Source organism: Vibrio sp. SALL6, assembly GCF_002002385.1.
GTDB classification, from domain to species: domain Bacteria; phylum Pseudomonadota; class Gammaproteobacteria; order Enterobacterales; family Vibrionaceae; genus Vibrio; species Vibrio parahaemolyticus.
The window spans coordinates 32,646-50,075 of the sequence record NZ_MQVK01000002.1; the positions used below are offsets into that span (position 1 = coordinate 32,646).

Below are 17,430 nucleotides of genomic sequence, written 5' to 3' on the forward strand. Positions count from 1 at the left end.
GTGCGTGATGGTTGAACGACAAGTACAAAAAAGGGCGATATTATCGCCCTTTTAGCTATTGGTCAGACTGCCTTCTAGCAAGCGCGCCTCGAACTAATAACAAATCTTGTTCTTTCCGGTACTTTTCGCTTCATAGAGCTTCTCATCAGCCGCCTTGAACAGTTCATCAAAGCTTTCCGCTTTGCTTGCAGAGCTAAAGACCACACCACCCGACACGGTAAATCCATTCTTCGTAACTCGTCGTGATCGTTCATCAATCGCTTTTTTGACTCGTTCGAGAATGTGCTTCATCCCTTCAATATCTTCATCGTATATCGCGAGAATAAACTCTTCGCCACCAAAGCGAGATGCGACGTCACTGTGACGAATGTTGTCTCGGATGCACTTCGCGACCAGTTGAATCGCAGAGTCACCTACATCATGGCCGTAAGTATCATTGATAGTCTTAAAGTTATCGATATCGAACACAGCCAATGCCACGTTCTTCTTCGTCATTTTATTACGCCAAACGGCCTGCATTCCTCTGCGGTTGAGCAGCCCTGTCATTGGGTCTCTTGCAGCAAGATCTTTAAAGTAGCGACGTTCGGTGTGCATGTTGACATAAAACAGTACTACGGTACTCAATACGTAAATGAAGACCGCGACCATGATGCTGTACTTTTCAAAGAACGTTAAATTCTTAATCTCGCTCCATAAGTTATATTCGTAATAAATACTGTGATTGGCACTCAAGCGCTCTTTTTCAATGGGCTTGATCCGCACGGCATCTTCAGGAATCGTTTGGAAATTGGAAACTAAGTGCAGCTTCCCGACAAGGTTTTCAGAAGTCGTGAGCAGCGCATCGACATCAAAATCAATCGAGAGCACCCCTTGGTGGACGCCTTTTTCGTAAATTGGCACTGTTAAACTGATGATTTGCCCTTCCATGGAATCAAGCATCGGCCCAGGCCCAGCCAATGTAATGTTGACCTTATCTTGCGCGGTTTTTTGCCAGAATGGCCTCGCCTTTAACGTTGACCAAAGCTCTTTAGTAAAATTCTTAGCGTACTTATCGGGCGACGAAATCACATAACCACGTTTATCGATGTAATGGATACCAACAATGTGGGATTCAATATCATGAAGGAAGGACAAAGAAGGGGCAAAGCCTGCTTTTTGTTCTGCAAGTTTGTTGATTTTCGTCCCTGCCTGACACAAGCTTTTTTCGCCGACGATCATGTAATCAACATCAACCGCTGGCAGGCCATCGCTGTAAACATTTTCCAATAGCAAAACATCAATCGGCCATATATAGCAGATATCGCCTTTCACAATAGAGTTATGCTCTTCAGAAAGAGGGTTCGCGAAGTTTGAATAATTGGTAAAGCTGTAGTCCAGTGCAGTTAAGACTTTGATACCACGAGTTAACGCTCTATCGATACGCGAATATTCAGTATCAATATAGCGATTGACTGCATCGTAGTAGTTTTTTGTAGTAACGAGCATTACCACAATGAATAGAACTAAAGGAAAGAAAACAACAAATGAGAGGCTAAATCGCCTTTGGTTAACCATTGAGTACCATTGTTTAAGTGTTCGCCTCTCATATGCATCGGCTTAAAGAGGCTGTTTATAGTTATTAATGAACATATTCACAAATTTTAATAAATATAGAATGCGGTGTCACTTCACTTGCCACAAATTGATACTTAATGCTGCCATATTGACAGAAACATGACCTTCATAATCAATTATTTCACACTTATCTAATAATTGATGCAAGTGTTTCGCATTCAAGCCTAACTGCCACAATGGTAGGTCAATCGTGCTTTCTTGTAGACCAATATTGACTGCAACAATGATCGTCTCTTCACCAAGCTGTCTTGCATAAGCAAATGCTCTTTCGTCGCAATAAAGCCATTGCATGCTGCCAGATTGTAGGGCTTTGAACTGTTTGCGAATTTCAATCCACTGTTGGTACAGATGGATCCAATGCGAACCCTGAACTAAATGCCAAGGGAAACAACGTCTGTTATCTGGGTCAAAGCTTCCCTCAAGACCGACTTCACTACCATAATAAATGCATGGTGCGCCGACATAAGTCATGAGTAAGGCCAACGCGATTTGCATTTTTTTCTCATCCCCATTCACCAAGGTGAGAAAACGTGCCGTGTCATGGCTATCAAGTTGATTGAGTTGTGAGAGCTGATTGGCAAAAGGAACTTTTGCTCTGGCTTCATCCAACCACGCTTTGAACTCAAAACCATCTATATCGATTGGGTCGTACGTGATGTCTTGATGCGCAATAAACGCTCGAACAGGGTGGGAAAAACCGTAGTAGTTCATCGCGCCATCTTCTTGCTCCCCTTGCAACCATTGAGTCGCTTCAAAAAAATGCTCACCTAACACATAAGCATTCGGATTAACGGATTTGGTCGCTTGGCGAAATGCTTTCACGTAGTGAGCGTTGTTTTTCGCCCCCTCCCCTTCACCTAGCATATGAATGACATCAAAACGCCAGCCATCCACGGAATATGGCGGCTTCAGCCAATGTTTGATAACCGATGCCTCACCTTGGTAGATATATTCTCTGACTTCGTAATTCTCAAAATTCAATACCGGCAGATTGTCGATACCTTTCCAGCCAATATAGTGATTACTCTCCCCATCAAAGAAGTAATAGTCGCGAAAATCGGATTTAGGATTCCCGTACGCGCCTTTCCCTTTCTGCTGAATATCAAACCAAGGGTGATGCACAGAAGTATGGTTAAAGACCGCATCCAATACGATCTTCATGTTTTTGCTGCGGATTTTTTCGCACAATGACGCAAAATGCTCGTTAGTGCCGAACATAGGATCAATCGTGAAATAATCCGTGGTGTCGTACTTATGGTTACTTGGCGAGGAAAAAATCGGATTGAAGTACAATGCAGTCACACCCAATTGTTCAAGGTATCCAAGCTTTTGCTCAACGCCTTTTAGATCACCACCGAAGAACTCACGTGCCCCAGAGTTTTGGTGATTCCCTACTGGTTCTCCCCACGTTTTAATCACAGCATCAGGATCGTACTCGCAGTACGCTTCACGAATCGCAGACTCACTTTGACTCGCGGCAAAACGATCAGGAAAAATCTGATAGAAAACTTGTTCTTGAACCCACTTTGGCGGTTGATGGTTTACATTCAATTTGAAATGAAATTCTTTGGGCGGAATACGTTTTTGCACTCCACGTGCGTCTAGCCAATATTGCTGACCATTTCTAACGACTTTAAATACATAGTGGGTGATGTCTCGATCTCTATTCGGCTCGAACGATACTTCCCACAGCAGTAACTCTCCAGCTCTGCCGCATTGCATCATGGCGACAAGGTATTCTTCGTTGTCTGGCTCAATACGCACATAAACAGCATCAAATGTTAACGCTTCTGTTTTTAGACAGACCTTCACGCGTTTACCATCGAAGGCTAAACCATCAACCGTCTGGCTATGAAAGAGAAATGGCAAAGACATAATAAGCACTCTTTAATAGGTGGATATGCCACTATTTTATTAAAGAATGAGAGACAAAAAATCCTCCTTGGAAATTCGGTGCTTTACCTATTTTCTCAAGGAGGATCACACTTGGTAGGCGTAGTCGTGGCTCTAACTATGTCGAAGAAATGCGTAACGAATCAGACAGGCTATTTAATTGAGCAATAAACTGTCATCCGAAAGTTCTTCGCCTCGAACTTTAGAGAACATGTCTAGTAAATCAGGCACTTGCATATTGGCGCGCTGCTCTCCAGCGACATCCAGAACGATTTCCCCTTGGTGGAGCATGACGGTTCTATCACCACAAGCGAGCGCGTCTTTCATCGAGTGCGTTACCATCATCACCGTCAGATCAAACTCATTGACGATACGCTTGGTTAAATCGATGACAAAAGCCGCCATACGCGGGTCAAGCGCGGCCGTATGTTCATCAAGCAGCAGTAACTTACTCTCCGATAACGTCGCCATCACCAGGCTCACGGCTTGTCGTTGTCCACCAGACAACAAACCAATACTGTCACCCAATCGGTCTTCCAAACCTAAACCCAAAATACTGATGCGTTCTTGGAATAACTTGCGACGCTTGGCAGACAGCGCCAGCCCCCAGCCACGTTTTTTACCCCGCATGTACGCTAGAGCCATGTTTTCTTCAATGGTTAGCTCTCCACAGGTTCCTGCTAACGGGTCCTGAAACACTCGAGCACATTGAGTAGCGCGCAGGGCAACCGTCTGCTTGGTGACGTCTTTGCCATCAATGATCACTTGACCACCAATCATCGGTGTCTCACCCGTCACCGCTCCGAGCAATGTCGATTTACCCGCACCATTAGACCCGATTACGGTTAGAAATTGGTGCTCTGGTACCTCTAACGATACCCCTTTCAACGCGCGATTTTCCAAAATCGTACCAGGGTTGAACGTCACTTGGATGTTGTTAAGTTCAATCATAACGCCTCCCCAGAACCATTTTTAGATGCCGCTTGTTTCGCAGTCGTTACGCGTTGTTTGGCTTTCATACTTTGCTTGAGCTTAGGCGCAATGAGCGCTACCGCAACCAACACTGCGGTCACGAGGTTGAGATCCGAGGCCTGAAGGCCAAACATGCCAGAACTCAACGCAAAAGCGACGGCTAGTCGATACAACACCGAGCCCAAAATAACGGCGCAAACGGCAACCCAAATTTTGCGACCTGGAATGAGCGTTTGACCCAAAATAACCGCAGCCAAGCCGACCACGATGGTACCAACGCCTGATGTTACGTCAGCAAAGCTGTTGGTTTGCGCAAATAGCGCACCAGCGAAGCCAACAAATCCATTCGACAGCGCCAAACAAAAATAGGTGTAGAACCCTGTGCTTGCACCTTGCGCAGACACCATTCGGCCATTCACACCCGTCGCTCGAAGGCCCAAGCCGAAGTCGCTATTTAGCAATCGCACCACCAAAAAGGCAGAGATGAGAACCAGTACGCCTACGACCAACGGACGAATAAACATCGCATCGCCCATCGATTCAAAAGGAGTAAGAATGGTGTCTTCACCCAAAAGAGCCATATTGGGTTTGCCCATGATGCGAATGTTGATAGAAAACGCGGCAATCATAGTGAGGATGGACGCTAAGAGATGCAAAATTCCACAGCGTACAGCGAGAAATGCGGTGACCCAGCCTGTCATGCCACCAGCGATAATCGCCATACCGGTTGCAATCCAAGGGTTGATGCCTGCAACGATAGCTGTCGCAGCAACCGCGGCTCCCATAGGGAAACTACCATCAACACTTAAGTCAGGAAAATCAAGAACACGAAACGTAAGATAGACGCCCAAAGCAACCAAGCCATAAATCAAGCCGATCTCAAGCGCGCCAAAAAAAGCAAATGCAGACATAACTGCTCCTTTCTGCATGTTCAGATCGCTAGCAGCGATCTGACGTTACAACTTTCAACTTAGGTCGAGGTAAAGAGAGCAATCCGCTCAGAAAAAACTTTGCTCTCATAAACTTACGATTTACGAGCCCATTTTTCATGCTGAGACAAATGGGCTTGAGAGAAAGAGTCCTTACCTCAAGATAAGTGATTTACTGCATGCTAGTCGCACGTTGAACAACAGAACTCGGCAGTTGGATGCCCAACTTAGAAGCGGCGCTCTCATTGATGACCAAATCCGAACCCGTTGCGACTTTTACATCCAACTTTCCTGGCTCTTGACCATCAAGTATGGCTGCTACGTAATCTGCCGTTTGCACACCGACTTGGTAGTAGTCAAAACCAAGGCCAGCAATCGCACCTTTTTCAACATAAGATGTTGCACCGCCAAAGACTGGCTTTTTCGCTTGGTTCGCCGCGACAATCATGCCTTCGATCGCACTCGCTACAGTGTTATCCGTAGGCGCGTAAAGGATGTCTGATTTTGCTGCGATGGCTTGCGTAGCAGATTGAACATCGGCACTTTTCAAAGCAGTGGCTTCCACCACTTTAATGCCTTTCGCCTCTGCACTTTCTTTTAGAAGATTAACCAGCGTCACCGCATTCGCCTCGCCAGGGTTGAAGACGACACCAATGCTTTTGACTTGAGGAAGGATTTCTTGAATGAGCGCCACGTGCTGAGCCACTGGAGACAGATCTGATAAACCTGTTACGTTTTTGCCCGGCTGCTTCATCGATTTAACCAACTTGGCTCCTACTGGATCAGTCACCGCAGTAAACACAACAGGAATCGTACGAGTCGCAGAAACCAGTGCCTGCGCTGACGGCGTTGCAATACCGACTAGCACGTCTGGGCTCTCTCCCACGTATTGACGCGCAATTTGCACCGCAATTGCAGGGTTACCTTGTGCTGTTTTGTAGTCGAATTCTAGGTTTTTACCCTCTTCATAGCCTTTTGCTTTCAATCCATCTAGCAAACCTTGGCGAGTGGCATCCAAAGCTGGATGCTCAACGATCTGAGAAACCGCAACTGTTGCGGTATTAGCAAATACATGGGTGGAAGAAAGAATAGCAGTAGCGGATAGAACGGCAGTGGCTAATAAACGTTTCGTTTTCATCATAACTCCTTGATGTGTCTTCGTCCTTGTTTCACGAGCTTCAGCAATATGTGGATACTCATGAGATCAAATGTGAGAAGGCGTGATGTTGTGTTTGCGTATCTGTGCACTTCTTGTGCATCTTATTTTTATTATTACTACTAAGTCTTAGTAAAGAAAAGAAACATTTAACACTAAGGCAACATTTGTGATCGCAAGATCGCATTCTATTACGCAACAATGTAATGCACTCAAACGTAGCTAGAGGATGGTTGCGGGCTAAAGGCTTAGCCCCAACTGCGCATACTGCGCGATGAGGATATAGACAAAACAAAAAATGGAGTGGCAATCGCACACTCCATTTAAAAATTGTTGAACGCTAAATGAGTTAGAACCAGCGCTCTAGTGAGGACTTATCAAGCTGGCGGAAAGCACGATTCAAAATTATTGCGAGCTCTTTATAACGAGGTCGCGCTTTAACTGGCTCTAAGGCAAAGCCTGTTTCCACGATTTTTTGATGAAGTTCGCGATACCAAGAAGCCAATGATGGCGGTAATTTGGTGTTTGAGCGAGCACCGAGCCACCAGATACCTTGCAAAGGCAAGCTTATAGCAAACAAGGCTACGACGATAGATTGAGGTAACGCGTTGTAATTGTTGAACGCCATTTGAGTGAGAACACTGATAGCAGCGACAGCTGGCATGACTTTAATGCCAAAACGAGTCGCTTTGATAATACGTTGCTCAGGAAATATGGCACCCAGCTCTTTACGAACCGGCCAGATCTCCATGTAACTTTGGCCATCTTTCAGGCTATGGATCAATCCGACTTTATTACTCATACCGCTCTCTCACTAAAAAATAGTTGAACATTTCAACTGAAGGTGCAAAAAATTGATGAAAGTTAATATTCTTTCAAATTTTTTTTGTTATCATTGCCTATTATCGCTATCCTTTGCAGACCCTCAATCTCATTGTTGCTGTTATTTACAATTTAAGCAACTCCGAGATATCTATCTGCACGGATCGCATCATAGTGATGGATGGGTTCATCACTATTTCTTTATATGGAATTAGAACGATTTTTGACCAAGATTAGTACGCAGCATTGCTGGTATCGGCTATTCTTGTGATTAATTTTTCATCCTTTAACTGATTTTGATCAGACGAATAACAGGTAGTCACACATGTCTAAGCTAGTTTTAGTTTTAAACTGCGGTAGTTCTTCTCTTAAATTTGCTGTTGTTGATGCCGAGAACGGCGAAGAGCATCTATCAGGTCTTGCTGAATGTCTTCACCTTCCTGAAGCACGTATCAAGTGGAAACTTGATGGCAAACACGAAGCTCAACTTGGTAACGGTGCAGCACACGAAGAAGCACTAGCGTTCATGGTAGAAACTATTCTTGCTTCTAAGCCAGAGCTTTCTGAGAACCTAGCTGCTATCGGTCACCGTGTAGTACACGGCGGCGAGCAATTCACTCAGTCTGCACTTATCACTGACGACGTACTAAAAGGTATCGAAGACTGTGCAACTCTAGCACCACTTCACAACCCTGCACACATCATCGGTATCAAAGCAGCTCAAAAATCTTTCCCAGCACTTAAAAACGTTGCTGTGTTCGATACTGCTTTCCACCAAACAATGCCTGAAGAGTCTTACCTATACGCTCTTCCATACAACCTATACAAAGAGCACGGTATCCGTCGTTACGGCATGCACGGTACTTCACACCTATTCATCACTCGTGAAGTTGCAGGCCTACTAAACAAACCAGTTGAAGAAGTAAACATCATCAACTGTCACCTAGGTAACGGTGCTTCTGTATGTGCAGTTAAGAACGGTCAATCTGTAGATACTTCAATGGGTCTAACGCCACTTGAAGGTCTAGTAATGGGTACTCGTTGTGGTGACATCGACCCTGCGATCATCTTCCACCTACACGACACACTTGGTTACTCTGTTGAGAAAATCAACACAATGCTAACTAAAGAGTCTGGCCTTCAAGGTCTAACTGAAGTGACTTCTGACTGTCGTTTCGTTGAAGACAACTACGGTGAGAAAGAAGAAGCAACTCGTGCAATGGACGTGTTCTGTCACCGTCTAGCTAAGTACGTTGCTGGTTACACTGCAACTCTAGATGGTCGTCTAGACGCAATCACTTTCACTGGCGGCATCGGCGAAAACTCTGCACCTATCCGTGAAATGGTTCTAAACCGTCTAGGTATCTTCGGTATCGAAGTAGACAGCGAAGCTAACCTTAAAGCTCGTTTCGGCGGCGAAGGCGTTATCACTACTGAAAACAGCCGTATCCCTGCAATGGTTATCTCTACTAACGAAGAGCTAGTTATTGCTGAAGACACTGCACGTCTAGCAGGTCTTTAATTGAATTTTCTGGCTAGCCACTCGGCTAGCCAGATTTTCATCCAACGAATTTCTTAGGGGCTCAACTCCTATTCTTCGAGCGTCATGGAATAAGAGTTGAGCTTTTATCCCCCAATAGCTAAAGGTACTCTACGAATGTCTCGTACTATTATGCTTATCCCTGCAAGTGCTGGTGTTGGTCTAACTAGCGTAAGCATGGGTGTTCTTCGCGCAATGGAGCGCAAAGGCGTTAAGGTTTCTTTCTACAAACCAATTTCTCAACCACGTTCTGGTGGTGATCAACCTGATCTGACTTCTACTATCGTTGGCCACAACAGCGATATGAAGATCGGTGAACCTATGGCGATGTCTGTTGCTGAGAGCCTAATCGGTAACGACAACATGGACGAGCTACTAGAAACTGTTGTTGAGCGTTACAACCAAATCAATAAAGATGCGGATGTAACACTTATCGAAGGTCTAGTACCAACTCGTAAGCACCCATTCGCTAACCAAGTGAACGCTGAAATCGCAGCAACACTTGGCGCAGAAATTGTTCTAGTGGCTACTCCAGGCACTGATAACCCAGCTCAACTTAAAGAGCGCATCGAAGTAGCATGTTCTAACTTCGGCGGTACTAAGAACAAAAACATCTCTGGCGTTATCATCAACAAGCTAAACGCACCTGTTGACGAAGCTGGCCGTACTCGCCCTGACCTATCTGAAATCTTTGACGATGCAGATAGCGCGAAGCAAAACGAAATGAAAGTGATGGAAATCTTCAACACTTCTCCAATTCGTGTACTAGGTTGCGTGCCATGGAGCATCGATCTTATTGCTACTCGTGCAATCGACATGGCGAAGCACCTGAAAGCAGATATCATCAACGAAGGTGACATCAACACTCGTCGCATCAAGAGCATCACGTTCTGTGCACGTTCTCTTCCAAACATGATTGAGCACTTCAAACCAGGTTCTCTACTTGTTACTTCTGCAGACCGTCCAGACGTAATCGTTGCAGCTTCTCTAGCGGCAATGAACGGCGTTGATATCGGTGCTGTACTGCTAACTGGCGGTTACGACATCCCACGTGAGATCGAAGGTCTATGTAAGCCAGCATTCGAAACTGGTCTACCTATCTTCAAAGCACAAGGTAACACTTGGCAGACTTCTCTAAACCTACAGAGCTTCAGCATTGAAGTACCTGCAGACGACAAAGAGCGTATCGAGTTCATTAACGAGCACGTTGCTGGTCACATCGACGGTAACTGGATCGAGTCAATGACGGAAGGTACTCAAAAATCTCGTCGTCTAAGCCCACCAGCGTTCCGTTACCAGCTAACTGAACTTGCTCGTAAAGCAGGTAAGCGCATCGTTCTTCCTGAAGGTGATGAGCCACGTACAGTGAAAGCAGCGGCTATCTGTGCAGAGCGCGGCATTGCAGAATGTGTGCTTCTAGGTAACCCAGCAGAAATCAAACGCGTTGCAGCGCAGCAAGGTGTTGAGCTAGGTGCTGGCGTTCAAATCATCGACGCTGATGCTATTCGCGAAAACTACGTTGCTCGTCTAGTTGAGCTACGTGGCGCGAAAGGTATGACTGAAGTTGTAGCTCGTGAGAAACTACAAGATTCAGTATTCCTTGGCACAATGATGCTTGAGAACAACGAAGTTGACGGCCTAGTTTCTGGTGCGGTTCACACTACGGCGAACACTATCGTTCCTCCGTTCCAAATCATCAAGACTGCACCAAACGCGTCTATCGTATCTTCAGTATTCTTCATGCTTCTGCCTGATCAAGTACTGGTATACGGTGACTGTGCAATCAACCCAGATCCAACAGCTGAACAGCTTGCTGAAATCGCTATCCAATCTGCTGACTCTGCAGCAGCATTCGGTATCGAACCACGCGTTGCAATGATCTCTTACTCTACTGGTGAATCTGGTAAGGGTGCAGACGTTGATAAAGTACGTGAAGCAACAAAACTGGCTCAAGAGAAACGTCCTGATCTTATCATCGACGGTCCTCTACAGTACGACGCTGCGATCATGGAAAACGTTGCTGCTTCTAAAGCACCAAACTCTCCAGTTGCAGGTAAAGCGACAGTATTCGTATTCCCAGACCTAAACACTGGTAACACGACTTACAAAGCGGTACAACGTTCAGCAGACCTAGTATCTATCGGTCCAATGCTGCAAGGTATGCGCAAGCCAGTAAACGACTTGTCTCGTGGCGCGCTAGTAGACGATATCGTGTACACCATCGCTCTAACGGCAATCCAAGCAACTCAAGAACAGAAGTAATTCTTTTCTCTGCTTGAATGAATAGTCAAAGCCCTCGATTCGTCGAGGGCTTTTTTGTTGTTCAAGACACACGGTTTAGAAAACAGATACTCAATACAAGACAAAGAACATCAGTGCCCCAACGGCAACACATCCCACCATCACAGGCGCGACCCTAAGCCATAATTTTTTGTCTCCTATCGCGACAACCATACTCATCTTAACAATGGTATTGACCGATGCTGCAATTAAGATACCCAGCGCGGCGGTGGTTACGCTCAATATTTGGATGCTCTGACGACCGAGCGCCAAGGAAATCGCGTCTACATCCGTAATCCCTGAAAGGGCCGATAAAATTAAGACACCCGCATTACCGAACCACTCAGCAAGCGCATGTGACAGCAGCATAATCACCGCCAGCATCATCCCAAAAAACAGCGCCGATTGCAGTGCGAGTGGGTTGCTCTGTTTGTTCGATTGTTCGATCTGTTCCACTTCGCTCCGCCGCCATATCCACCAAGCAGGCAAATACAGCGCCGCCATCATGGCCATCACAATCGGCCATAGTAACGAGACAAGTTGAGGATTAATCACAAACAGAATAATCAACAGCCGAGGAAACATGGTGCCGCAACTCAAGAGTATGCCACTGGCAAGTAATGGGCTGATATTGGCTTGCTCCCGAGAAAGATGGGAAAACTGCAGCGTTAACGCCGTCGAAGAACTTAAACCTGCAAAAATGGAGGTGAACAATATGCCACGTTTCGCCCCACCGATTTTGATTGCGAAATAGCCCACAAACGAAATACTGGCAATCAATACGACCATCCACCAAATCTCGTAAGGGTTAAGAGCGTTCCAAGGGCCATAGGGTTGATTTGGAAGAAGCGGCAATAACACGATGGAGATAATCAGCAACCGGAGCGCTGCATCCAGCTCGTATTCCTGTAATTTTTGCAACGCTTGGTGAAGTTCTCGTTTGTTGTCGAGCACCACTGCGGTAATCACAGCTGCAGATGCCGCAAGCACCGCTTCTCCCGACACCGCTAAACTGCCCAACACAAACGTCACCAACAAGCTAACCACGCCAGTAATACTGATATCGCGACTCTTCTTCTGCTGCATGACAAACGCGATACACGCCAATATCACCAACGCAATCAAGGCAAAACCAAGCAATAAAGGAGAATAGAGATCCGCAAGAATCGCGACAAGACCACCAAGTAACCCGACGAGAGAGAACGTACGAATACCTGCAACACGGCTACCTTCAACACTATTTCGCATCACCCAGCCGCGCTGTGTCCCGATAATCGCACCCAATAGCAAGGCAATAAGCAGATTCCAGATAAGATGCTCGCCAGTCGCAAACTCGTTGATATCCATGCATCACCCCGTTAAAAAGCGGTTGTCATATCATTAGTTTATTTGAATCTTGGTAAGAAGCTGTGACGACAAGAAGATAATCTGAAACTGGCTACCGTTCCTGCCTTACCAGCGGGTCTTGTCCTAGCTTTTAACTATCACCAGAGCTCAATAATACGGAGCGATTTTCCCTCTCCCGTTCAATTTATCGGCATTATTTTCATATCATCTGAACTTTCTTACGAGAAACTACGTAACGAAGATGGAATGCAATTACGCAATCTCACACATAAGTAAGGAATACATATGAACAACTCCATCAACAACTCATTTCTAAAGTTTGGTTTAGCTGCATGTCTGTTCAGTTTTTCTGCGTTTAGTTTTTCCTCTCCAAGTATTGAAGGCGCAGATCAAGATATGTCCGCGGGCACGGTAACGGCAAAAATGGCTCATGCTGACGAAAACGGGTGGATGGTTGTACACCGAACAGATGAATCGATGAAGCCAGGCCCCGTGATCGGCTATGCTCCGCTTAAAATGGGACAAAATGAGAACGTGAATGCAATTTTGATGGAACCGGTTGAGTCTGGTGACATGCTGATGCTAATGGTCCACGGAGAAAAAGGTGGAATGAAGACGGGCGTATTTGAGTACTCACTCGGAGCCAAAGAAGATGGCCCAGTAAAGGTTAACGGTAAGTTGGTGATGGACATCGTCCGCGCTAAATAAGGCGAGCATATATTTAAAATTGCCCCTCTTGCTCCCAGTACTTAGCGTAAATAAAAGCCCTTAACAACGCAGTTCGTCGTTAAGGGCTTTTGTATTGGATGAACCGTTACAAACTAACCGATCATTTCTCTTTGGTGAGGAGAACTAAAGTCTAATTCAGGCCCTTTAGGCACCACTTGCGTTGGATTAATCCCTGTGTGACTGAAGTAATAATGGCGCTTAATATGATAGAAATCGGTGGTATCGGCGATACCGTCAATCTGATACAACTCTTTCAGATAACCCTGAATATTGACGTAATCGGCAATGCGTTGTTTATTACATTTGAAGTGCCCAACGTACACGGCATCAAAACGCACTAACGTGGTGAACAAACGCCAATCGGCTTCCGTAATTTTATTGCCTGCTAGATAGCGATGGGTCGCCAGATGAGCATTAATTTTATCTAAGGCCGAAAACAATGATTCAAAAGCCTCTTCATACGCTTCTTGCGAAGTAGCAAAACCGCAACGGTACACCCCATTATTCACGTTTGGATAGATGTAATCATTCCATTCATCAATCACACCGCGTAGTGGCTCGGGATAATAATCGTCATGATTGCCCGTGAGATCGTTAAATGCGGAGTTAAACATACGAATGATCTCTGACGATTCATTCGACACGATGGTGTTGGTCTTTTTGTCCCATAAAACTGGCACCGTAACACGCCCTGTGTAGTCGGGTTTCGCTTGAGTGTAGATTTGGTGCATACGTGTATGACCAAACAGCGGCTCGGGTAAACCCATTTGCCAACCTTGACTGAGCATATCAGGGCAAACAACCGTCACATCAATGTGTGGCTCTAGACCTTTCAACTTACGGAAGATAAGCGTTCGATGTGCCCAAGGACACGCGAGAGAAACGTACAAATGGTAACGGCCAGATTCTGGTTGGAATACCGCCTCTGAATCATTTTTAATCCAGTCACGAAATCCAGCGTCTTCACGAACGAACTTCCCGCCATTCGCTTTTGTGTCATACCACACATCGTGCCATACGCCTTCGACCAACTTACCCATGATTGCTCTCCTATTTCTTATGTCTCCCTTTATATTAGAGATTCATAAGAAACAGAAAATCATCACGCTTAGGACATCTTGTTCAAGAAATTCGAATGAGCATTGAAATTCATGTTCAAAGAAAATGAGCATAAAAAAAGCGCGACCCTAGTAAAAGGAATCGCGCTTAAGCCCGTCACAGGCTGAATTTACTTAACCTAACATTTGGTTGGTTACACGCTCACGTGAATACAAGAAACCGCGTGAATGTCTGTACCTTCAATCGTAGGTTTGGTTTTTGCACACTCTTCTGTCGCTTGAGGGCAACGAGTACGGAACACACAACCTGAAGGAGGATTGATTGGTGATGGCAGATCCCCTTCCAACATTTGGATGGTTTTATTGCGTTCTAACTCTGGGTCTGGGATTGGAACCGCCGACATCAGCGCACGCGTATAAGGGTGCTTAGGGTCTGCAAATAGCGCATCCGCTTCGCCTAACTCTACCGCGTTACCCAAATACATCACGAGAACACGATCAGAGATATGTTTCACCACTGACAAATCGTGCGCGATAAACACCAAAGAAAGTCCTAGCTCTTTTTGCAGCTCTTTCAGAAGGTTAACAACTTGAGCCTGAATCGATACGTCTAGCGCCGAAACTGGTTCGTCACAGATGATCATTTTTGGCTTAAGGATAAGTGCGCGTGCGATACCGATACGCTGACACTGACCACCTGAGAATTCGTGTGGGTAACGGTTGATTACGTTTGGCAATAGACCAACTTTCGCCATCATCTCTTTAACGCGGTCTTTCACTTCTTGCTTAGACAATTCTGGGTAGAATGTCTCTAAAGGCTCAGCAATGATGTCGCCAACCGTCATACGCGGGTTAAGAGAAGCCAAAGGATCTTGGAAAATCATCTGGATTTCTTTACGCGTTTCACGACGCTGTACATCTTTCATTTTTGTGAGGTCTTGGCCTAACCAAACCACTTCGCCATCGGTCGCTTCAACAAGTCCAATGATGGCACGTGCGAAGGTCGATTTACCACAACCTGACTCACCGACTACGCCAAGCGTTTCCCCTTCGTAGAGGCGCACATTTACGCCATCTACCGCTTTTAGGCTAGAAGGTTTTGACCAAGGCCACGCTGATTTTGATGCGATGCTGAAGTGAACTTTCAGATCAGATACATCCAGAATTAACTTTTTATCTGCGCTCATTTGTTCCAAGCCTCCCATTCAGAAAAACATGCACGCTGACGACCATCACCAAATGGCGTCAAGATTGGTGCCTCACGCTTACAGCGGTCCATCACACGATGACAACGCTCTTGGTAAGGGCAGCCCGGTGGTAGGCGCAGTAAGTTTGGTGGATTGCCAGGAATGGTTGGCAGAATTTCGCCTTCTGTATCCAGACGAGGGATCGCCTTTAACAGACCTTCCGCATAAGGGTGGCTTGGGTTGTAGAAAATTTCGTTTACGTTGCCGTACTCCATCGTACGACCTGCGTACATCACAAGCACTTTGTCACATGAACCAGCAACAACACCTAGGTCGTGGGTGATCATAATGATTGCCGTGTTGAACTCGGATTTCAGCTCGTTCAACAAGTCCATGATCTGCGCTTGAACCGTTACGTCTAGTGCCGTAGTTGGTTCATCCGCAATCAGCAGTTTAGGACGGCACAATAGCGCCATCGCAATCATTACACGCTGACGCATACCGCCAGAGAACTCGTGCGGATACATGGTAATACGCTTACGTGCTTCAGGGATTTTTACTGCTTCCAGCATACGTACTGATTCTTCAAACGCTTCTGCTTTGCCCATGCCTTTGTGCAGCATTAGCACTTCCATCAACTGGTCACTGACTTTCATGTAAGGGTTCAGTGACGTCATTGGGTCTTGGAAGATCATCGCGATCTGTTCAGCACGAACTTTGTTCAGCTCTTTTTCTGGAAGGTTAAGAATTTCTCGACCTTCAAATTTCGCGCTGCCTGAGATCTTGCCGTTTTTCGCCAGTAGACCCATGATTGCGAATACAGTTTGTGATTTACCTGAACCAGACTCACCCACGATACCGAGAGTTTCGCCCTGCTTCAGAGAGAAGTTCAAATCGTTTACTGCGGTTACGATACCATCTTGGGTGGTAAATTCGACACGCAGATCTTTGACATCTAATAAGCTCATCATTGCTTCCTTAATCTTATCTTTTAATTATCTGTCTTTTGGATCCAGCGCGTCGCGCAGGCCGTCACCAACGTAGTTGAAGCAGAATAGAGTCACAACCATGAACGCCGCTGGGAATGCCAACTGCCAAATTGCTACTTCCATTGTTTGTGCACCTTCTTGTAGAAGTGCGCCCCAACTTGTCATTGGTTCCTGAACACCAAGACCAAGGAATGATAGGAATGATTCGGTCAGAATCATGCTCGGAATTAGAAGCGTAGAGTAAACCGCTACAATACCCAATACGTTCGGTACGATATGGCGAGTAATGATCTTCCAATTACTTACACCACAAACGTGCGCAGCTTCGATGAACTCTTTACTACGTAGGCTGAGTGTCTGACCACGTACGATACGCGCCATATCTAACCAGGCGATTGCACCAATCGCAACGAAGATAAGAATGATGTTACGGCCGAAGAAGGTAACAAGTACGATAACTAGGAACATGAACGGTACAGCGTACAAGATTTCTAGAATACGCATCATAATGCGGTCAACTTTACCGCCAATGAAGCCAGAAGCCGCACCGTAAAGTGTACCAATCAATACCGCTACGAATGCACCCATCACGCCAACCATTAGCGAGATACGGCCGCCGATTAGAGTACGTACGTACAAATCTCGGCCTAGACTGTCGGTACCAAACCAATGTTCAGAGTTTGGCGCAACGTGCATTGCATACCAGTCAGTATCGTCAAACGCGTAAGGAGCGATCATCGGCAGAACAATTACCGCCAACGTCATTAAAACAAGAATAAATAAGCTCACCATCGCCGCTTTGTTACGCATAAAGCGGATACGAGCATCTTGCCAAAGACTGCGACCTTCAATCTCTAAGTTCTCAGAGAATTTTTCAATCGCTTCTAGGTTTTCTTTTTTCGTCAACATAACCA

Annotated in this window: 14 protein-coding genes; 3 read left to right on the plus strand and 11 right to left on the minus strand. The window is 45.8% G+C overall.

The features are described from left to right. Positions 1-93: 93 nt before the first annotated feature. The 6 genes from BIW15_RS01010 to yfbV all read right to left on the minus strand — a co-directional run bounded on the left by BIW15_RS01010 (position 94) and on the right by yfbV (position 7,366). Positions 94-1,554, minus strand: a complete 1,461-nt coding sequence (locus tag BIW15_RS01010; protein ID WP_005493122.1) for a sensor domain-containing diguanylate cyclase — start codon at positions 1,552-1,554, stop codon at positions 94-96. A gap of 108 nt (positions 1,555-1,662) precedes the next feature. Next, on the minus strand, positions 1,663-3,489 hold the full coding sequence (gene malZ / locus BIW15_RS01015) for a maltodextrin glucosidase (protein WP_077280424.1): 1,827 nt from the start codon (positions 3,487-3,489) through the stop codon (positions 1,663-1,665). Between the two features lie 174 nt (positions 3,490-3,663). After that, on the minus strand, positions 3,664-4,458 hold the full coding sequence (locus BIW15_RS01020; RefSeq protein WP_031819781.1) for an ABC transporter ATP-binding protein: 795 nt from the start codon (positions 4,456-4,458) through the stop codon (positions 3,664-3,666). Next, on the minus strand, positions 4,455-5,390 hold the full coding sequence (locus tag BIW15_RS01025) for an ABC transporter permease (RefSeq protein ID WP_005461508.1): 936 nt from the start codon (positions 5,388-5,390) through the stop codon (positions 4,455-4,457). The genes BIW15_RS01020 and BIW15_RS01025 overlap by 4 nt, the downstream gene beginning before the upstream one ends. A 190-nt stretch (positions 5,391-5,580) precedes the next feature. Further along, entirely contained in the window at positions 5,581-6,546 is a 966-nt protein-coding gene (locus BIW15_RS01030; protein WP_025554143.1) for an ABC transporter substrate-binding protein, read from the minus strand. A 367-nt stretch (positions 6,547-6,913) separates the two neighbouring features. Next, positions 6,914-7,366, minus strand: a complete 453-nt coding sequence (gene yfbV, locus BIW15_RS01035; protein ID WP_005461479.1) for a terminus macrodomain insulation protein YfbV — start codon at positions 7,364-7,366, stop codon at positions 6,914-6,916. Between the two features lie 345 nt (positions 7,367-7,711). Between yfbV and BIW15_RS01040 the strand changes: the two genes are divergently transcribed. Together BIW15_RS01040 and pta are read left to right on the plus strand one after the other, a co-directional pair. Next, positions 7,712-8,908 carry an acetate kinase gene (locus BIW15_RS01040; protein WP_005461478.1) on the plus strand — a complete coding sequence of 399 codons (1,197 nt, stop codon included), beginning with the start codon at positions 7,712-7,714 and terminating at the stop codon, positions 8,906-8,908. Positions 8,909-9,043: 135 nt separating this feature from the next. After that, positions 9,044-11,188 (plus strand): phosphate acetyltransferase, encoded by a 2,145-nt coding sequence (gene pta / locus BIW15_RS01045; RefSeq protein ID WP_005461502.1) that lies wholly within the window; start codon positions 9,044-9,046, stop codon positions 11,186-11,188. A 90-nt stretch (positions 11,189-11,278) separates the two neighbouring features. On the opposite strand, the gene BIW15_RS01050 is transcribed toward pta, so the two are convergent. Next, complete coding sequence (locus tag BIW15_RS01050; RefSeq protein ID WP_053306357.1) at positions 11,279-12,553, minus strand: MgtC/SapB family protein; 1,275 nt, start codon at positions 12,551-12,553, stop codon at positions 11,279-11,281. A gap of 285 nt (positions 12,554-12,838) precedes the next feature. Here BIW15_RS01050 and BIW15_RS01055 point away from each other — a divergent pair, with 285 nt between their 5' ends. Further along, positions 12,839-13,261, plus strand: a complete 423-nt coding sequence (locus BIW15_RS01055) for a hypothetical protein (protein WP_062854273.1) — start codon at positions 12,839-12,841, stop codon at positions 13,259-13,261. A 113-nt stretch (positions 13,262-13,374) separates the two neighbouring features. Here BIW15_RS01055 and BIW15_RS01060 read toward each other — a convergent pair whose 3' ends face one another. The 4 genes from BIW15_RS01060 to oppC form a co-directional block, all read right to left on the minus strand. Further along, positions 13,375-14,322 (minus strand): glutathione S-transferase family protein, encoded by a 948-nt coding sequence (locus BIW15_RS01060; RefSeq protein WP_077280425.1) that lies wholly within the window; start codon positions 14,320-14,322, stop codon positions 13,375-13,377. 212 nt (positions 14,323-14,534) lie between these two features. Then, a complete protein-coding gene (oppF, locus tag BIW15_RS01065; protein WP_017447834.1) occupies positions 14,535-15,527 on the minus strand; it encodes a murein tripeptide/oligopeptide ABC transporter ATP binding protein OppF in 993 nt (330 codons plus the stop codon). Continuing rightward, positions 15,524-16,495 carry an ABC transporter ATP-binding protein gene (locus BIW15_RS01070; RefSeq protein ID WP_015297053.1) on the minus strand — a complete coding sequence of 324 codons (972 nt, stop codon included), beginning with the start codon at positions 16,493-16,495 and terminating at the stop codon, positions 15,524-15,526. Before BIW15_RS01070 ends, oppF begins: the two co-directional genes overlap by 4 nt. A gap of 27 nt (positions 16,496-16,522) precedes the next feature. Then, positions 16,523-17,425, minus strand: a complete 903-nt coding sequence (gene oppC / locus BIW15_RS01075; protein WP_005482423.1) for an oligopeptide ABC transporter permease OppC — start codon at positions 17,423-17,425, stop codon at positions 16,523-16,525. Positions 17,426-17,430: the final 5 nt, after the last annotated feature.